The sequence below is a fragment of the Bartonella vinsonii subsp. berkhoffii ATCC 51672 genome, assembly GCF_902825225.1.
Classification (GTDB): Bacteria; Pseudomonadota; Alphaproteobacteria; order Rhizobiales; family Rhizobiaceae; genus Bartonella; species Bartonella berkhoffii.
The window spans coordinates 41,754-59,600 of the sequence record NZ_CADEAK010000003.1 but is presented as its reverse complement, the minus strand read 5'-3'; the positions used below and the strand labels follow the sequence as shown (position 1 = coordinate 59,600).

13 protein-coding genes and 1 pseudogene are annotated in these 17,847 nt (G+C 37.2%); 11 read left to right on the top strand and 3 right to left on the bottom strand.

The window, feature by feature from the left end; all coding sequences use genetic code 11:
- Positions 1 to 14: 14 nt before the first annotated feature.
- The 3 genes from bafA (J7R10_RS02195) to ndk all read left to right on the top strand — a co-directional run bounded on the left by bafA (J7R10_RS02195) (position 15) and on the right by ndk (position 6,289).
- Positions 15 to 2,564 (top strand): BafA family autotransporter, encoded by a 2,550-nt coding sequence (gene bafA, locus J7R10_RS02195; protein ID WP_010705039.1) that lies wholly within the window; start codon positions 15 to 17, stop codon positions 2,562 to 2,564.
- Between the two features lie 391 nt (positions 2,565 to 2,955).
- Positions 2,956 to 5,481, top strand: a complete 2,526-nt coding sequence (gene bafA / locus J7R10_RS02190; RefSeq protein ID WP_010705040.1) for a BafA family autotransporter — start codon at positions 2,956 to 2,958, stop codon at positions 5,479 to 5,481.
- Positions 5,482 to 5,866: 385 nt separating this feature from the next.
- Positions 5,867 to 6,289 carry a nucleoside-diphosphate kinase gene (ndk, locus tag J7R10_RS02185; protein ID WP_010705041.1) on the top strand — a complete coding sequence of 141 codons (423 nt, stop codon included), beginning with the start codon at positions 5,867 to 5,869 and terminating at the stop codon, positions 6,287 to 6,289.
- Positions 6,290 to 6,396: 107 nt separating this feature from the next.
- On the opposite strand, the gene pgsA is transcribed toward ndk, so the two are convergent.
- The 3 genes from pgsA to J7R10_RS02170 all read right to left on the bottom strand — a co-directional run bounded on the left by pgsA (position 6,397) and on the right by J7R10_RS02170 (position 10,282).
- Positions 6,397 to 6,978: a CDP-diacylglycerol--glycerol-3-phosphate 3-phosphatidyltransferase gene (gene pgsA, locus J7R10_RS02180; protein WP_010705042.1), complete on the bottom strand. Its 582-nt coding sequence runs from the start codon at positions 6,976 to 6,978 to the stop codon at positions 6,397 to 6,399.
- Positions 6,979 to 7,055: 77 nt separating this feature from the next.
- Complete coding sequence (gene uvrC / locus J7R10_RS02175) at positions 7,056 to 9,041, bottom strand: excinuclease ABC subunit UvrC (RefSeq protein WP_010705043.1); 1,986 nt, start codon at positions 9,039 to 9,041, stop codon at positions 7,056 to 7,058.
- 377 nt (positions 9,042 to 9,418) lie between these two features.
- Positions 9,419 to 10,282 carry a 23S rRNA (adenine(2030)-N(6))-methyltransferase RlmJ gene (locus J7R10_RS02170; RefSeq protein WP_010705044.1) on the bottom strand — a complete coding sequence of 288 codons (864 nt, stop codon included), beginning with the start codon at positions 10,280 to 10,282 and terminating at the stop codon, positions 9,419 to 9,421.
- A gap of 561 nt (positions 10,283 to 10,843) precedes the next feature.
- Between J7R10_RS02170 and tatA the strand changes: the two genes are divergently transcribed.
- From tatA to J7R10_RS02130, 8 genes and pseudogenes are all read left to right on the top strand, one after another.
- Positions 10,844 to 11,155 carry a twin-arginine translocase TatA/TatE family subunit gene (gene tatA, locus J7R10_RS02165; RefSeq protein WP_010705045.1) on the top strand — a complete coding sequence of 104 codons (312 nt, stop codon included), beginning with the start codon at positions 10,844 to 10,846 and terminating at the stop codon, positions 11,153 to 11,155.
- Positions 11,156 to 11,218: 63 nt separating this feature from the next.
- Positions 11,219 to 11,649, top strand: a pseudogene (gene tatB, locus J7R10_RS02160) (Sec-independent protein translocase protein TatB).
- The gene (gene tatC / locus J7R10_RS02155) at positions 11,646 to 12,449 is read left to right on the top strand and encodes a twin-arginine translocase subunit TatC (protein WP_010705046.1); all 804 of its coding nucleotides are present in this window, start codon (positions 11,646 to 11,648) and stop codon (positions 12,447 to 12,449) included. The pseudogene tatB and the gene tatC overlap by 4 nt, the downstream one beginning before the upstream one ends.
- Positions 12,450 to 12,507: 58 nt before the next feature.
- Positions 12,508 to 13,785: a serine--tRNA ligase gene (gene serS / locus J7R10_RS02150; RefSeq protein ID WP_010705047.1), complete on the top strand. Its 1,278-nt coding sequence runs from the start codon at positions 12,508 to 12,510 to the stop codon at positions 13,783 to 13,785.
- A 134-nt stretch (positions 13,786 to 13,919) separates the two neighbouring features.
- Positions 13,920 to 14,579, top strand: coding sequence for a protein-L-isoaspartate(D-aspartate) O-methyltransferase (locus J7R10_RS02145; protein ID WP_010705048.1), 660 nt, complete (start codon positions 13,920 to 13,922; stop codon positions 14,577 to 14,579).
- A 169-nt stretch (positions 14,580 to 14,748) separates the two neighbouring features.
- On the top strand, positions 14,749 to 15,924 hold the full coding sequence (locus tag J7R10_RS02140; protein ID WP_010705049.1) for a M23 family metallopeptidase: 1,176 nt from the start codon (positions 14,749 to 14,751) through the stop codon (positions 15,922 to 15,924).
- Positions 15,925 to 16,327: 403 nt separating this feature from the next.
- Positions 16,328 to 16,765 carry a preprotein translocase subunit YajC gene (gene yajC / locus J7R10_RS02135; RefSeq protein WP_010705050.1) on the top strand — a complete coding sequence of 146 codons (438 nt, stop codon included), beginning with the start codon at positions 16,328 to 16,330 and terminating at the stop codon, positions 16,763 to 16,765.
- 438 nt (positions 16,766 to 17,203) lie between these two features.
- A complete protein-coding gene (locus tag J7R10_RS02130) occupies positions 17,204 to 17,590 on the top strand; it encodes an Mth938-like domain-containing protein (protein ID WP_010705051.1) in 387 nt (128 codons plus the stop codon).
- Positions 17,591 to 17,847 lie beyond the last annotated feature (257 nt).

Sequence of the window (17,847 nt, the reverse complement as noted above, 5' to 3'; positions counted from 1 at the left end):
GGGAGGAGGTAGCTATGCAATATAAGTGGAAACTGAGTTGTTGGATGCTCATGGTTAGTAGCTGTTTGGGGCAAACAGCATTTGGGGAAGAAACGCGGCTTTTTTATCAGTCTTTAAACTATGGGGAAAATGAAAAAATATCTTATGATAATCAGGATATGAGAACAGGGGGGGGCATAAATATTAAAGCATCTAAAAATAATCATATATTAGAGATGAGCGGTGGGGTAGATTCTTTTGAAAAGCTTAGTGGTGGTAAGGGGACAAGAATATCGGTAAGGAATGTATGGGGAGAAGATGGAAAACATGATAGTCAAGCCAGACAGTATGCGGAAGAAAATAATACTATAATGCAGGAAGATTCTGAGCTTATTTTCATTAATAGCGGGACTGAACTAGACAATCATTTGTTCGATAATAACGGTAAAGGCTATTTTTTTAATGATGATGATACCGATAAACCAGGGAAGTCTATCAATAACGCGGTTAGAAATGGTGGAGAGATTCATGTTTCTGCAGGGGGGCTCAGTCAAGAGAGCAAAATTGAATATGGTGGAACTGAAATTGTTCAGGCTTCAAGAGGAAAACAAGGATTTTCAGAAAATGCTATCGTTAAAGAAGGTGGACAGCAAAGGATTGAGAATGGGGGAAAAGCACAGGGAACAAAAGTCTATGGTGGTAAACAGCTTGTTTTCGGAGAGGGTGATGTTAGAGGGAAAATGAAAGGCAGCAGCGCTTCAGATATTGTAATTTATGGACAAGGCAAAACATTAGGGTGGCAAGAAGTATATGACGGTGGAAGCGTTTGGAACACGGAAGTTATGCAAGGAGGTGTACAAGAGGTTGCAAAAAAAGATCAAGGTGCAAGAAATGGTGGTTTTGCGTTTGATACTCAAGTCTTTGGTGGTGGTAAGCAGAATATCTTAGCAGGAGGTAGTGCTATTGGTGTCACTTTAAATGAAACTGCTGCGCAAGAAATATATGCTGATGGAACTGTGAAAAACCTGACAATTAATAATGAGGCAAAATCATGGGTGCATGCGGGAGCAACATTAGAAGGCAAAACGCTTTTAAATCATTCTGGACAGCTTCATCTTTACGCTGGAAATGATCAACACCATACTATAGCAGAAGACATTTTTTTAAATGGGAAAGATACAAAACTGTACTCTATCACTGATGAATTTGATGGTAAAAACTCTCTCATTCAGAAATTAAGTGGTGAAGGGAGTGTTATTTTTGCGTTTACTGGCTCTGATCCGTATTATTCTCAACTTCATGTTAATGATCTTTCAGGAAGTTTACATTTCGCCTTCAATACAACTCTTGCGCATAATCGTGGTGATTATCTTTTTGTTGATCATGGTATAGGTAAGCACACAATCAGTATTGCTGATTCTGGAGTTGAAATCACCGACCCTTTTTCAAATAAGCGTGATTTGATTACAGATCAAAGCGGTGGGGCTGATTTTACTTTGACAGATCTCTCAGGTGAAAAAATTAATGCTATCGATGGTGGCACCTATATGTATGGTTTAAAACAGAGAAAAGATGAAAATGGAAAAGTTTGGTTTTTGTCTCCAGATCGGATCAAGGGACCAGAATCTTCACGTCCCGATCCAACAGATCCATTCGCCTCTGGTGGGGCATCAACGACTCCTTCAGTTGATGCCATGCTTTCTACAGCAGTAGCTTCTGGACTTATTTTTAACAATGAGTTGGAAATTATGCGTACGGGGAGAGGAGTTCTGGACCAAAACAGGAAAGATACAGATTTATGGGCTTACGCGCTCAAGAGCAGAGAACGTGTGACAATAGGTCATACAAATTTTAAGCTTGAGCAGACAGGAATAATGTTAGGTGCTGATCATTTGAATGAATTAACGCATGGAGATTTGTATGTTGGTGGTTTTGGTAGTTATGATCAAGTACGCGTTGCTCATGCACGAGGGGGGGATAGCGACATAAGCAGTTATAGCATTGGAACTTATGCAACTTATTTTGATAATCGTAGATGGTATATGGATGGTGTTTTGAAATATAATTATTATCGGGATAACTTGAAAGCTATTTCAACGAACGGTTTAGCCATTCAAGGCAATTATAATCAGTCGGCGATAGGTGGGGCATTTGAGATTGGTTGCCGTTTTGAGCCAGCGCAAAATACTTGGATGCAGCCTTATATAAAATTAACAGGTTTGCAGGTTGAGGGCAAAAAAATCAAGCTTTCCAATGGAATGAGTGGTGATATAAACCCATTGACTTCATTCCGTAATGAAGTTGGATTAACGGCAGGACATGAATTTATTTTTGGGGCAGAAACTTCATTAACGGCTTATATTACGGCAGCTTGGTTGCGTGAGAATATCAATAATAATCATACAACGATTAATAACCAGCATCAATTTATTACAGACTTGTCTGGAAATGCGGGTAAGTTGGGAATTGGTTTAAACAGTTTTGTCGATGATAAACTAAAACTTTATGCGGAAGTACATTATCTAAAAGGGCATAAGATGAAGCAGTCACTTCAAGGTATTTTGGGGTTACGCTATAGTTTTTAAATATGTGCTTTACGCATTGATTAAGCTTAGAATTGTATTGTTTCACAACTTAAAAAAGCAATGTGTATATAATAACCTCTTGGAGTGTAGGGGCAAAAAGGGTAAGCTTACGTTCTATTAAAAGCAATATCATTTTTTTATTTATTGTTGCAGATATTGTAAATTGTGTCCTGTCCAAAAGGGCATAATTTGCATTTGATGAAGTTATACAGTCACAGGCTAGGATAGTTTTTTGTGACTATAAGTTTACAACTTATAATTGTATAAATAAAATAATACACTAAAAAATTGTATTTAGACATAAATAAAACACATTACGATACAATCTAAAATGATCTACCTGCGTAATTGTGGGATTTTTGTCTCATAATTGTATAGTGGAGTATGGATAATGCGGCATAAATGCAAATTAAGTTTTTCAATATTGATGATCAGTAGCTGTCTTGTACAAATTGCAAGTGCAGGTCAAAATGAACCATTAACACAGCTAACAGGTACGACAAATGGTGGAACGGTACAAAAAGGTTCAGCACTGATTACTTCTGAACTTCTTGTTAGAAGTAATATTACGATTGAAGATGGTGGTGTAGAGATTGTTGAAAATGGTAGAACTTCCATAGATGCTACTGTTGACAAAGGTGGGATGCAAATAGTTACGCGTGGAGGGACTGCTATGAATACTAAAATCCGTGGTGGGAAGCAGTTGGTTTTTGAAGAGAAAGGTCTTGATCTTACAAGAGAGGTGAGGAAAAGCAGTGCTTATAAGACCATAATTTCTGATGGTGATGGAGTTGTGGGGCAACAAAACGTATACGATGGGGCTTGGGTTTGGGATACCAAAGTTATGGGAAGAGGTGAACAAAATCTTTACATGGGTCAAAGAAAAGAGGGGGGAAGAGCAATGAATACGGAGATCAGGGGAAATGGTAGACAGCATGTTTTAATGGGAGGAGAGTCCTATGCTACTACCTTGAGGGATAGAGCTGTTCAAGTTGTATATCCTGGTGGATTTCTGGATAGTTTAACAATTACTGACACTGCCAGCTCGTTGATACATGTTGGTACAAAGGAAGTCGTCGGAGAAGTAAAGGTCAATAATGAAGGACGTCTTTATTTATTTGCTGGTGATGTCACAAATCATATCACGAAAGGAAAACTTTCTGTAGAGGGAAGAAGTGATGAAATATTATTTTTCGTTGGTAAGCGGAACATTGCAGAAATTTCTCAGATTGATATTGAAAATTTAAGTGGTGAGGGAGGGAATGTTATTTTTACTTCTATTTTGTATGATCCACGTCACCTTTTACTTCATGTTAAGAAACTTTCAGGGAATTTACATTTTCAGTTCAATATTAGTGCTATAGGTGGTGGTAGTGATTACTTGTTTATTGATGATGGTGCAGGTAAGCATAAAATAAGCGTTGCCGATTTTGGCACTGAAATCACAAGTCCTCTATTACAAACAAGTGGTTTAGTTGCAGAAATTAATTTGATTACCGATAAAAGCGGGGGAGCTGATTTTGCTCTTGCAAATCGTTTCGGTAATGAAATTGAAGCTGTTGATGGTGGAACTTATATGTATCGCTTGTGTAAAAGGGACAGGCGTGCTGATTCTAGTGGTGATACTACAACTTGGTATTTAGGTATGGTTGCTAAAAACGCAGAATGTTCCAGCACTCTTCCTCCAGCTACGAATAGGAAATCAAAAGTTACTACTTTTTCAAGAGAGTTATCTACGGATGTGGGAACGGGTACGCAGTCTCGTTCCAATAATAATGGAAGGCGTTATAAGCAGTTCCCAAAACCAAGACCTCCGCGGCATTTGAGAGAGGCTCAGAGTGTTTCCGTTTCTTCCGCAGGATCCCCTCATTTTTCTGAAGAGCAACAGCAGCCTGTTGTTTCTACAAATGTTCAATCTTTCACTGATCAGATACTGTTACGTCCAAGTGGACCAGATCAACTTCTTCAACAAGTAAGACAGGGGCCCTCAGTTTCTGATTTTTTAACCACTCCCTCTACGGATGCGGTGTTGTCATTGTCTGTTACACCGGCACTTGTTTTTAAGAATGAGTTGCAAACTGTGCGTGCGGGGAGAGGAATTCTAGAGAGAAATAAAAAAACTTCCGCTCTTTGGACATATGCAATCAAAAGTAAAGAGAGTGTTTTCGCAGATCATATAGATTTTAAGCTTGAACAGATGGGGATTGTATTAGGGATTGGTGGTTTAAATGAATTGGCACATGGAGAGTTTTATATTGGTGGTTTTGGCAGTTATGACAAAGCACGTGTTGCTCATGCTCGTGGTGGTGTGAGTGGCATCAATACCTATGGCATAGGAGCTTATGCAACTTATTTTGACCATAGCGGATGGTATTTGGATAGTGTATTAAAATACAATCACTCTCAAAATACTTTGAATGCTGTTTCAACAAACGGTTTAGCCATTGAAGGGAATTATAACCAGTGGGCGGTAGGGACGTCCTTTGAAGCAGGTTATCGGATGAAGGTGGCACAGCATAGTTGGATGCAACCTTATGCGCAATTAATGTGGTTGCAAGTTGAAGGTAAAGAGATCAAGCTTTCGAATGAAATGACGGGTGATATAAGTCCCTTTACGTCATTACGCAGTGAGGTTGGGTTATCATTGGGGTATGAAATTTTGGATGGTTTAGAGACTTCATTGATGGGTTATGTTACGGCATCATGGTTGCGTGAGAATAAAGATGACAATCACACAACAATTAATAAGCAGCATCAATTTGTTACGGATTTATCAGGGAATGCAGGTAAATTAGGGATAGGTTTAAGCAGTTTCCTTAGTAATACCTTGAAGCTTTATGCAGAAGCGCATTATGTCAAAGGACACAAGACGAAACAGTCCCTTCAGGGTATTTTAGGAGTGCGCTATAGTTTCTAAGTCTGTGTTTGTTCTTTAATTGGCTTTATCTGTATTTTTACAAACGAGATATGCGATGTGTGGGGTGATGTTTTCCAGATAAACGGGCTTGCGGCTGTATGCTGCGTAGGAAGTTTTTCTCGTGTTTTACTTTTTAAGGAGTAGGTTGAGGGGAGAATATTTAGTTTTGTGAAAGCTGGTTCAATCTTTTTAGGAGGAGGCTATGGTTTTGTTATAAAGGGGTGAGTAATTGCGAGAATTGTTGTTTTTATGGAAGTTTCCTCTAAAATGAATGACACGATTTTGAAAATTAATGCATATTATTCTACCGTCACTTGGCAAGAGGCTGTTTGCTCGTTATAGAACGCCACAAGATAATATTGTCAATAAAATATAAGGTGGTCAAATGGCTATAGAACGTACGTTTTCAATGATTAAACCGGATGCAATACGTCGTAATTTGATAGGAGCAATTACAAAAATGCTTGAGGATGCGGGCTTACGTGTTATTGCATCTAAGCGTGTGTGGATGAGCCAGCGTGAAGCTGAAAAGTTTTATGCAGTTCATAAGGAACGCCCATTTTTTGGTGAGTTGGTTGAATTTATGTCTTCTGGTCCAACAATTGTGCAGGTTTTGGAAGGTGAAAATGCAATCGCTAAAAATCGTGAAGTGATGGGAGCTACAAATCCTCTGGAGGCACAAGAAGGAACAATTCGTAAAACACATGCTTTGTCAATTGGCGAAAATTCTGTTCATGGTTCAGATAGTGCTGAAACAGCAAAGACAGAAATTGCTTTTTGGTTTTCCGAAATAGAAATTGTTGGTTAATCAAAGCATATATATAAAGCAAAGAGTCCCGCAACTCCCTGTTTCGGGATTTTTCTTATGGGGTTATGAATTTCCTAGAAAGTATCTATAAAGAAAGCGCATTATTTTCATGTGATAACGTGTTTTAAGCCTGCACGAAAATAATCCCATCCTGTCCACAATGTGAAGAGAGCAGCAATCCACAGCATAATGATGCCAAATTCCATTGTATATGGAATAATTTTATTGCCAGAAGGTCCTGCTAAGAGAAGGACAATAGCTATCATTTGTACAAAAGTTTTCCATTTCGCAAGACGAGAAACAGGAACACTAACTTTCAATTCAGCCAAATATTCACGTAATCCTGATACAAGAATTTCTCTGCAAAGAATAATAATGGCGGCCCATAAAGTCCATCCAGCGATAGTACTGTCAGCAGCAAGTAAGAGCAGACAAGCAGAGACAAGAAGTTTATCTGCTATGGGATCGAGCATGCGACCGATATTGGATGTTTGTTCCCAAATACGGGCGAGGTAACCATCTAGAAAATCAGTAATAGATGCAATAACAAAAAGGGAAACGGCAATCCAACGTGCAATATCGCTTGATTGTAGCCGTCCTTCTAAAAAAAAGCACGCAACAACCATAGGCACTGCAACAATTCGTGCATAAGTGAGAATATTGGGAAAAGAAAAAGTATGTTTTTTCATAGAGCTATTTTTAATTCTTTGTGAAATATAATATATTATTTCATAAATGTAACAAAACACAGATTATGAAAAAAGTCTTATTTTTCGTTAAAATGGTTGTGAATTTTGCGTGCAATCATAAGAGATATGCCTTTAACTCTTATTAAATCTTCGAGTGAAGCACCAGCAACAGCTTTAGCACTTCCAAAGTGATGAAGCAAAGCACGCTTTCTTGTAGGACCGATATGTTCTATTTCATCAAGTGGATTTTTAAATACTGCTTTTTTTCGTTTTTCTCTATGTGTTCCAATTGCAAAACGGTGTGCTTCATCGCGTAGACGTTGCAAAAAATAAAGGAGAGGGTCTCGTGGAGGAAGTGTAAAAGGTGTTTTGCCCTTTATAAAAAAACGTTCACGTCCTGCTCTACGGTCAGCGCCTTTAGCAATTCCAATGACCGTGATAAAATTATCTAATTCTAATTCCGATAATATTGTAAGCACACTGTTTATTTGTCCTTCACCACCATCGATTAATATAAGATCTGGCCAAATAGGAAAAGAATCGTCATTTTGATTTTTTATCTTATTGTTTTTATGCGGTAGACCATGCTCTTTAATAAGGCGTGAAAATCTTCGTTTGATAACCTCTTTCATCATACCAAAATCGTCACCTGGTGTAATATCAGTCGAGCGAATATTGAATTTGCGATATTGATTTTTAATAAATCCCAAGGATCCCGCAACAATCATCGCACCTACAGCATTTGTCCCAATAATATGAGAATTGTCATAGACTTCTATACGACATGGGGTATGCGGCAGTTGGAATATTTCAGCGAGGCTCTGGAGTAATTTTGTATGTGTAGCTGTTTCTGCAAGCTTGCGTCCAAGGGCTTCATGAGCATTGATATGAGCATGATTAACAAGAGTTTTGCGTTCACCTTGTTTGGGTAAAGAGAGAAGTATTTTACGATTTGCTTTTAGGCTGAGTGCTTCTGTAAGAAGCGCCTTTTCTTCGATTGATTCAGATAAAAGGATGAGTCTTGGAAGTGGCTTATCATCATAAAATTGAGCAAGAAAACTTGTTAAAATTTCAGCACTAGAAAAAGAAAGATCTGCTTTAGGAAAATAGGCTCTATTTCCCCAATTTTGCCCCATGCGAAAGAAAAACACTTGAATACAGGTGACACCTTCCCGTTGCGCAATTGCAAATACATCTGCTTCTTTTATCGTTTGAGGATTAATACCTTGGTGGCTTTGTATATGAGAGAGGGATGATAAGCGATCACGATAGGCAGCTGCTTGTTCAAAATCAAGGTTTTCTGCGGCTTGATGCATAGCTTGAACCATATCATTTTTAACAGATTGGCTTTTTCCCGAAAGAAAAGCTTTTGCTTCTCTCACGAGTTCTCTATAATCACTATCACTAATTTCATCTGTACAGGGGGCAGAACATCTTTTAATTTGATAAAGTAAGCAGGGGCGTGTGCGGTTTTCAAAAACTGAATCGGTACAGGTGCGTAATAAAAAGGCGCGTTGTAAAACGTTGATTGTTTGTGTCACTGCACCTGAAGAGGCAAAAGGGCCAAAATAATGGGCTTTTCTTGTTCGGGCACCACGATGTTTATAAAGTGCAGGTGCTCGGTGGTCATCAGTAATAATGATATAAGGAAAGCTTTTATCGTCACGCAGTAGGACATTAAAATGCGGATGAAATCTTTTGATGAGGTTAGCTTCTAACAGGAGTGCTTCTGTTTCTGTGTGGGTGACGACAAATTCCATATGACATGTTGCACGAATCATACGAGCAATACGATTATTGTGTCCTTGTTCATGGGTATAATTTGAAACACGTTTTTTAAGATTACGTGCTTTACCAACATAGAGAACATCTCCATTTTCATCAATCATCCGATAAACGCCAGGTTTATGGGGAAGATGTTTGACAAACTCTTGTATGAGTTTGGCACCTTTGAATTGATTTTCATCATTTCCCTGATTGGCATTGTTCCATGGTATGAGAGAGAGAAAAGAAAGATTCTCTTGTTCATTTTTGGAATAAGTTGCGTTGTTTTTCAGGATCATTCAGTTTATCCAGAAATATTTTTATTCATCGAGTACATTCATTTATGTAATGATAGTTATTTTTCCTATAAAGAATGCATTATGATACGAGATTATTGAATCTTGGAGTTATTACTTTCGTAGGCAACATTGAGAGCGGTTTTTAAAAATAATTTTACAAGTTCAGCAACTTTAATCTCTTGATGAAGATCAGTCATATTAAGGTAGGTTTTGTTTTAAAAATCGAATTTGTGCTGTTGATTATAATGTACATTGGAAGTTGATAGAGTCAAGAGGACAAAGAAGCCGACTTAGTATTACAGTAGTTTTGAGTGACTTCATGCCTATGATTCTCACGAAGAAGTTTCTGATTTAACATAAATATAGAATGAAAAAATTTAACACAATGAATGTTCCTTTTGGATCCATTTAAGGGTCATTTGTGCATTTCTATCTTGTCCAAGACGGGCAAGAAGGAAGGGGCTAAGCTTTTTTATTTCTTCTTCAAGAAGATAAGGAGGATTGATAAGAATCATACCACTACCACACATTGTAGGTGGCACGGAGCTTTTTCGAATACGCATTTCGAGTTGTAGAATTTTAGGAATTCCTGTTTGATAAAGTGCGTAAAGAAAATTTTCAATTTCTTTGTCATATTTAACGGGATACCATAAAGCGTAAATTCCTCCAGAGAAACGGCGATATGCTTTCATCAATCCCTCAATAAGACGGGAGAATTCACCAGGTTTCTCAAAGGGAGGATCAATAAGGATAAAGCCACGTTTTTCCTTTGGTGGTAAATGCGCATTTAAAGAGAGCCAACCATCCAAATGTAGGATTTTTGTTTGATAATCACCGGTAAATTTTTTTGCTAAAATGCGATAATCTTCATCGTGTAATTCAATTGCGGTGAGTCGATCTTGTTTACGCAATAATTGGCGAATAAGAACAGGAGAGCCAGGATAGAAGGCTATTTCTTTTTTTCCGTTATTGAGTGTATTAATAATATCACACCATGGACAAAGGAATGTTTTTAAATCTTCTGGAATAGGAGCTGAAAAAAAACGTTGGATGCCTTCATGCCACTCTCCCGTTTTTTGTGCTTCTAAAGAGGAAAGATCATAAATGCCGATCCCAGCATGCGTATCTATAACACGAAAAGCTTTAGCTTTGCGTTTGAGATATTCTATAATGCGGGTGACAATAATGTGTTTAAAAACATCAGCAAAATTGCCAGCATGATAAATATGCCGATAATTCATGAGTAAATTTTACCAATATAGATGATTGCTTACCAAATTCCCTATAAAATAGAAATAACTTTATATAAACAAAAAGCCTCTTGTAGAGAGCAAAAATATATATTTTCAAAAGAAGGTCAATATTGTGAATTATTGGTTTTTTATTATAATTTTATAGCAATAAATTTATATGAACGGGATGAGCAATTTACATTAAAATCTTTTCATATCATAGTGATAATATGGTAGAAATCTGCCCAATTATGCAAATAATACCATTTTAAAAAAGGTAAAATATTGGAATGTGCATGGAGTGCTTACTATAGTGTTTGCAGATAAATCAGATGAAATTGCTTTAAGAGAAGAATTTGCAAGTCTTTTGAGTTTAATTTAAAAAATTGATTATTTTTCACTATAATGTGCTGAGCAAAAAAGATGCTAAAAAGTTAATATGCAAAAAACCTGTGATTGCATTTAATCGAAAGAGAAAATGTACTGTTAAGTTATGATTATATTTGGAAAGTTCCTTACAGAGTGAGGATAAAAATATGGATTCAAATTTAAAAGCAGTGAGAGAGAGTGATGGGTAATATTTTTTCACCAGCGCATTTAATTGTCATTTTACTGATTATCCTAGTGTTTTTTGGGAGTGGCAAGGTCTCCGAATTAATGGGCGATGTTGCTAAGGGGATTAAGGCTTTCAAAAAGAATATGAAAGAAGAAGAGAACAGCGTTGAGGATAAGTCTGCAATGGCTGATTATTCGAAAACAATAGAAGGTAAATCTCAACAATCTGAGCCATTATCGGTAAAGCCTGTCGCAGCACGCAGAAAAAGTTCTTCTTCTACTAAGGGAAAAAAGACATCTGTTGCTGAAGAACGTCGCGTGAAATAACAAAAACGTAAACATAGTTGTACATTATTAAAAAAATGAAAGAAGTAGAGTCGAGTATAAGCGATGTTTGGGATTGATGGTCCAGAATTTCTCGTGATCTTATTTGTTCTCATTGTTGTGGTTGGACCAAAAGATTTACCTAAAATGCTAGGGACAATGGCAAGGGTAATGGCTTATGTACGTTCAAAAGGGAATGAATTTCGTCACCAGTTTGATGATGCAATGAGACAAGCCGAGCTTGATGATTTGCAAAAGACAATAGCGGAGATTTTAATCTCAGCAAGGAGTTGACAGAGACTTTTAATCCCCTTCATGACGCAGTAGAGAATACCCAAAATTTTGAGGTAAATGCAAGGCACTATAAATTAGAAAAAAATAAAGAGATTTTGATATGTGATCAAAATAAAACCAATGAAAATACAATCATATCCGTTGATCTTCAGAGTTCTGAGAGTATTTCTAAAACGTCTAAAGATAAAAAAGATCTGTCATGAAGGTTAAGAAAGATGAAGTTGATGCCAGTATGGCACCACTTATAGAACATTTGCTTGAACTTCGTCAGAGAATTATTGCTGCTCTGGTTGAATTTTTTGTAGCTGTTATGATGTGTTTTCTTATCAAAGATTATATTTTAAATTTTTTGATATGGCCTTATCAGTGGGCAATGAAAATATCAGGTGGTAATCCTGAGAGTATTGGTTTTCAATCAACACAAGTATGGGAAACTTTTTTAACGAAGATGAAACTTGCTGCTTTTGGAGCAGTTATTTTATCCTTTCCCTATACAGCTTTTCAGTTTTATAGTTTTATTGCTCCAGGACTTTATAAAAATGAACGTATGGCTTTTTTACCATTTCTCATTGGTGGACTGATTTTATTTTGTATAGGGGGAGCATTTGTTTATGTTTTGTTAGCGCCCATAATGCTTTGGTTTAGCCTTTCTCAGCAATTTCTTCCAGATATTCATTTGAGAATAGAGTTTATCGTCCGTATCTCCGATTATTTAAGTTTTATGACGCCGTTTATCATGATTTTGGGTTTAATTTTTCAATTACCTCTTGTAACCAGTCTTTTAACGAAAATTGGACTTTTAACTTCTTATGGTTTGGTATCTAAACGAAAATGGGCTATCCTTCTCTCTTTTATCATTGCGGCGATAGTAACTCCATCGGATTTTTTTACTATGTTTGCAGTAGCTTTACCAACGATAGCTCTTTATGAGATCTCAATTTTAATTGCGTACTGTATAGATTTAATTGCGTACTGTATAGAAAAAAGAAAAAAATCCTCTTAAGAAAAGTTTATATTGTGTGATAGGAAACAGATAGCAACGATGCAAATGAGGAATTTTGATGCTGGATATTAAGTGGATTCGTGAACACCCTGAGAAATTAGATAAAGCGCTAGAAGATAGAGGTATAGAGCCGCAAGCTAAAAAATTAATAGAACTTGATCGGGAACGTCGGTCACATGTTGCTAAAGTGCAATTTGCCCAAGAGCGTCGCAATGCTGCTTCAAAGGAAATAGGACAGGCATTGGCGGCGGGTGATCAGGAAATGGTTGAACGCGTTAGAGCTGAGGTTGAAGAGATTAAAGTTTTCCTTTCTTCTGCTACAGCGGAAGAAAGGCGGTTAACTGAAAACTTTGAAAAGGTTCTTTCAGCACTGCCCAATATTCCATTGGATGATGTTCCAAAAGGTAAAGATGAAAGTGATAATGTTGTCATTCGACATTTTGGGGCCCCCACAGCATTTAATTTTACACCAAAGGAACATTTTGATCTTGGTCAAAATCTTAAACAGATGGACTTTGAGCGGGCAGGTCGTTTATCTGGGACGCGCTTTACAGTACTGTCAGGAGCATTAGCACGGCTTGAACGTGCTTTGGGCCAATTTATGCTTGATGTCCATGTTGAGGAGCATGGTTATACAGAGGTTTCTGTGCCTCTTCTTGTTCGTGATGAGATTGTGTACGGAGCGGCTCAGTTGCCGAAATTTGCTGATGATCTTTTTCGCACGACCGATGGCCGATGGCTTATTTCTACAGCAGAAGTGCCGTTAACCAATTTGGTGAACAATGAAATTCTTGAGATATCAGATTTACCATTGCGATTTTCTTCTTTGACTCCTTGTTTTCGATCAGAGGCGGGTGCAGCAGGTCGTGATACACGCGGTATGTTGCGTCAACATCAGTTTTGGAAAGTAGAAATGGTATCGATTACGACTGAAGAGCAATCTTTAAAAGAGCTGGAACGTATGACAGAATGTGCAGAAGATGTTTTGAAACGTCTTGGTTTGCCTTTTCGCACAGTTGTTCTTTGTACAGGAGATATGGGATTTGCGGCACGTAAAACTTATGATATTGAAGTTTGGCTTCCTGGACAAGGGTGCTATCGTGAAATTTCCAGTTGTTCAGTTTGTGGAGATTTTCAAGGGCGACGCATGAATGCTCGATATCGTAAAGAGGGGGATAAAGCATTGCACTTTGTTCATAGCCTTAATGGTTCTGGTACGGCTGTTGGGCGTTGTCTTATTGCTATTCTTGAGAATTATCAGCAAGCTGATGGATCAATTATTGTTCCCGATGTTTTACAACCCTATATGAAGGGCGTGCATTGTATTACTGCTTAATTTCGCGAAAGGAGAACCCGATATGCATTTATTGCTCAAAGATGATGACATGCAAACGCGAGATTTTGCCATTTTTGAAAAAATGAGTTCTCCGTACGATAAGGGGACTACCCCAGTGGAGAGCAAATGACGCTATGGGACAAAAGGGTATTTTACGATTTCGTGAGGAATTGGCTGGACTTGTGCTGAAAATGCGTAGCAAAGGAATTGATGATGTTCGCTTTTTTGCGGCATTCGAGAAAATTCCACGTCAACAATTTGTTGCGACTCCTTGGGTTAGCAGTGCTTATGATAATAAAGTTATTCCGATTGCGTGTGGTGAATATATTGAGCGTTTGGAAGAGCAGCTTTTGATTCTTTCTGCATTATCACTGAAAAAAAAACATCGTGTCTTAGAAATTGGTACAGGATCTGGTTTTTGTACCGCTCTTATGGCATGTCTCAGTGACCGTGTGACAACAATTGATCGCTATAAAACGCTTGTTCATTTGGCGTGCCAAAAATTTCAAACTTTGGGGCTTGAAAATATTATTGTACGGCAGCTTGATGGAAGCCAACCTGTTATAGATTTTGGATCATTTGATCGTATTCTTATTTGGCCATCACGTTCTGATGAACCAAAGGAATTTTTAGAACTGTTAGCTGAAAATGGAATTCTCATACAAGCTATAGGACCTCATGAAGGGGTACAAACCGTGACGCGCTATACAAAACTTGGCAGTCGATTTGAATGTTTAAAAATGTTTCAAGTGCGCTATCAACCCTTTATTAAAGGCATTGCGGAAACACTTTAATTTTTGAAATGGAAGATACTGCACGAACTCTCTTACCTTTTTATTTTATGTTAAATTCATTTTGAGCTTATTATAAAGATATTTATGAATAAAATATCTCATTTTAACTCTTAGGTAATATTAAAAAGCTTTAATAGAATGAGTTGAGTATGAATGAGTGAGCAAAACTATGTGTTTAAAAGTTTTGAGTAATATTTTTGGGCGTAATTTTCAGGGAATAATTTTTTTAGTGATGGTAACTGTTTTTGCGGGGTGTAGTTCCGGTACGCAGCGTTTCGCTAATATTTTCCCTCATCGTACGGAGTCTACTCATTCAAATATGTCTACAACTCTTTCTGCAGATCCGCGAATGCTGTCGTATGGTGGCATGATACAGAGCTCTGAATTGCCTCCTGTGGAGTCGAGCAGTGATTCATGGGGCAACGATAATACTCCGTATAATTCTACACAACAAAGAGGGGAATCTTCTTCTGATAGTCGAATGATGGGGACACCGCCACGCGATCTTGGAACACTTTCTCGTTCACAAATGGATAATTCTCCTCTTTTTCGGCGAAATTCTTATATTGTCCAGAGTGGAGATACGCTGTTAAGCATTGCACGGCAAATAGGGGTCAATGTTGAGGTGTTAAAATCGGCAAATGGTATAAGCAATAATTCCATTTATATCGGTCAGGTACTCATGATTCCAAATAGGCGTACACCAGCTGTCTCGAAGACCAATAATAATGATAGGGCATTCTTAACAACAGAACTTTCCGTTCAGTCTCCAAATACCTCTTCCATAAGATACAAGAAGGCTTCACCTATAAATAAAACTTCCACAACAATTCCACCTTCTGCAAAGATAAACAGGTCGAATACTGAAAAGAATTCTTCGAAACATATGATGCAATTAAATCATGAAGCTAGTTTGCCAGATGCTATAACCAATACGGAGAGTATTGTTACTCCGCAAGCTACAGGAATTTCTAAAATGCGTTGGCCAGTGCGAGGACGTTTATTAAGTCAGTTTGGTCAAAAAAAAGGAACGGCAACTAATCGGGGAATAGATATTGCTGTACCTGAGGGCTCATCGGTAAAGGCGGCGGAAAATGGTGTTGTTATCTATGCGAGTGATGGATTAAAAGAGCTTGGCAATGTTGTTATGATTCGGCATGAAGACAATATTATTACTATTTATGGGTGTAACAGTAGGCTTGTTGTTAACAAGGGACAAAAAATACGCCGTGGTGATGAGATTGCTAAGTCTGGTATTTCAGGAAATGTTAAAACGCCACGTGTTTATTTTGAGGTGCGTAAGAACGCTGTACCTGTTGATCCTACCGAATATTTAGAAAATTGAGTCATAAGACTGTATTTTAGAAATCTGTAACTTATAGAGCTTAAACAAAACAGTTGATAGAATTCAGTCTGATGATGGTTTTGAGTATAAGAATTATAGATTTGGGGATGGTAGATGAGGTGGTACTCTCATGAGAGGGTATGCAAAATCGTTTTGTACCATTTGTTTTTTCATGAGTGAAAATATGCATATTGAATGATATATATAAAACAAATCTGTTCGTTAGAAGTTTTTTCTCGTTGTTTTCCGTTTCTTAAGAATTTATTGTCTTTGTATAAAGCTGTGATTACATTGTGGTAGTTATTGCTCTGTATAAGAGATCCTCTAGGAAAGCTTTTTTTTAAGCTGAACGTTTATTTTAATAAAATGAAAATACCTGAAGTTTAATCTATAGGAGATAATAATGCTTATTACCAATGCTTATGCCCAAGTTGCAGGTGGTGTTTCCAATGGTGCCTCACTTGTGAGTTTTATTCCGTTCATTTTAATTTTTGCAATTATGTATTTTTTTATAATCCGCCCACAGCGTGCACAAATGAAAAAGCGTCAGGAGATGCTTAATGCTGTGCGTCGTGGTGATACGGTTATAACGGGTGGTGGTATTATAGGCAAAGTTACGAAGGTTTACGATGAGAGTGGTGAACTAGAGGTTGAGATTAGTGATGGTATACAAGTTCGTGTTATCCGCTCAACATTAGCGGATGTTCGTGTGAAAGGCGAACCGATTGCAGAAAAAAAATCAAAACTTGTTAAAAAAAAGGCAGCACAAAAATCTAAAGCGGCAACAAAGGAAAAAGTGAATATCTCTCAAGAGAAAAAAGCTGTGTCAAAGGAAAACTGATCATTAAATATAATGACAGTTTATTCTGGTCTTTTACAGTACATTTTTATTGTGGTTGTTATAATCAATGAACAAATATAATTTTTTGTTTTTTGCAGATGAGTTGAAGTGCTTACATCATTTGTGGAGTAGAGCAGTAAATTTTTTATTTCTTTAAATAAGGTTAGTGTTTTGTATAGTAGAAATCTCTTGTTTGTAAGCGAATAGATTAAGAGATTTTTTTCAGGATGGGTCTGCTTAAATCAGCGTAGCATTTAATTGCAGTTTGTTGTGAGTTTTGATATATTTATTTGTATTGCTAGGGGAGAGGATAAAAGAGATTTACATCAATATTGCTGTACGGATTATGATTATAGATCAGTATTTATTATAGGTTCTTTGCTGATTTTAAGGAAGGAAAGAACGCGATTGAATTTTTTAAAATAAAGGATACTTACTATGTCTCATGCCATTCAAATCCGTGAGGCCCATTTTCCAAGGCGAGCACCTATTGATGCTTATGGAAATGGTGGATTTCGTTTTGCTGATATGTCACATAGAGGTTCTCTTGTTTGTGTACCATCAGGTATTTATGGTATTGATATGGTAGGACCTATTCCCACTCAAGAAGATGTATCTCGTATTTTAGAAGAATCATCTGAGATTGAAGTTTTGTTAATAGGTACGGGAATTGAATTATTGCCGTTACCTAAAGAGCTACGGATGCTTTTATGGGAAAAGCGTATTTCATCAGATACAATGAGTACGGGAGCTGCGGTACGTACATTTAATGTTTTGTTAGCTGAAGATCGTGCAGTTGCTGCGTTGTTATTTGCAGTAGAATGATGTGTTTAATAAAATCAATATTTATTTTTAAATAGGGAAATTTTCTAGTTATTGATTCTCTAGAATTTTCTTAATTCCTGCTCTTTTTATATTTTCTTGGATCTAAGGTGATAAAACAGGAGATTGAACCTTACTTTGGTTAATTTTTTGCCTGTTTTAGTATAATGAAAGTTTCAGGTCTTGATGGAACACATTATCAATGATTTCTTTTAATTCAGGTAAAATAAAGGGAAAGCTATCTATTGGGAATTTACCTT

Excerpts from the sequence above, each read along its gene's own strand:
- yajC (WP_010705050.1), top strand. The coding sequence starts at position 16,328 with ATGCTTATTACCAATGCTTATGCCCAAGTTGCAGGTGGTGTTTCCAAT.
- pgsA (WP_010705042.1), bottom strand. The coding sequence starts at position 6,978 with ATGAAAAAACATACTTTTTCTTTTCCCAATATTCTCACTTATGCACGA.
- ndk (WP_010705041.1), top strand. The coding sequence starts at position 5,867 with ATGGCTATAGAACGTACGTTTTCAATGATTAAACCGGATGCAATACGT.
- J7R10_RS02170 (WP_010705044.1), bottom strand. The coding sequence starts at position 10,282 with ATGAATTATCGGCATATTTATCATGCTGGCAATTTTGCTGATGTTTTT.
- tatC (WP_010705046.1), top strand. The coding sequence starts at position 11,646 with ATGAAGGTTAAGAAAGATGAAGTTGATGCCAGTATGGCACCACTTATA.
- bafA (WP_010705040.1), top strand. The coding sequence starts at position 2,956 with ATGCGGCATAAATGCAAATTAAGTTTTTCAATATTGATGATCAGTAGC.
- J7R10_RS02130 (WP_010705051.1), top strand. The coding sequence starts at position 17,204 with ATGTCTCATGCCATTCAAATCCGTGAGGCCCATTTTCCAAGGCGAGCA.
- J7R10_RS02145 (WP_010705048.1), top strand. The coding sequence starts at position 13,920 with ATGGGACAAAAGGGTATTTTACGATTTCGTGAGGAATTGGCTGGACTT.
- J7R10_RS02140 (WP_010705049.1), top strand. The coding sequence starts at position 14,749 with ATGTGTTTAAAAGTTTTGAGTAATATTTTTGGGCGTAATTTTCAGGGA.
- serS (WP_010705047.1), top strand. The coding sequence starts at position 12,508 with ATGCTGGATATTAAGTGGATTCGTGAACACCCTGAGAAATTAGATAAA.
- tatA (WP_010705045.1), top strand. The coding sequence starts at position 10,844 with ATGGGTAATATTTTTTCACCAGCGCATTTAATTGTCATTTTACTGATT.
- bafA (WP_010705039.1), top strand. The coding sequence starts at position 15 with ATGCAATATAAGTGGAAACTGAGTTGTTGGATGCTCATGGTTAGTAGC.
- uvrC (WP_010705043.1), bottom strand. The coding sequence starts at position 9,041 with ATGATCCTGAAAAACAACGCAACTTATTCCAAAAATGAACAAGAGAAT.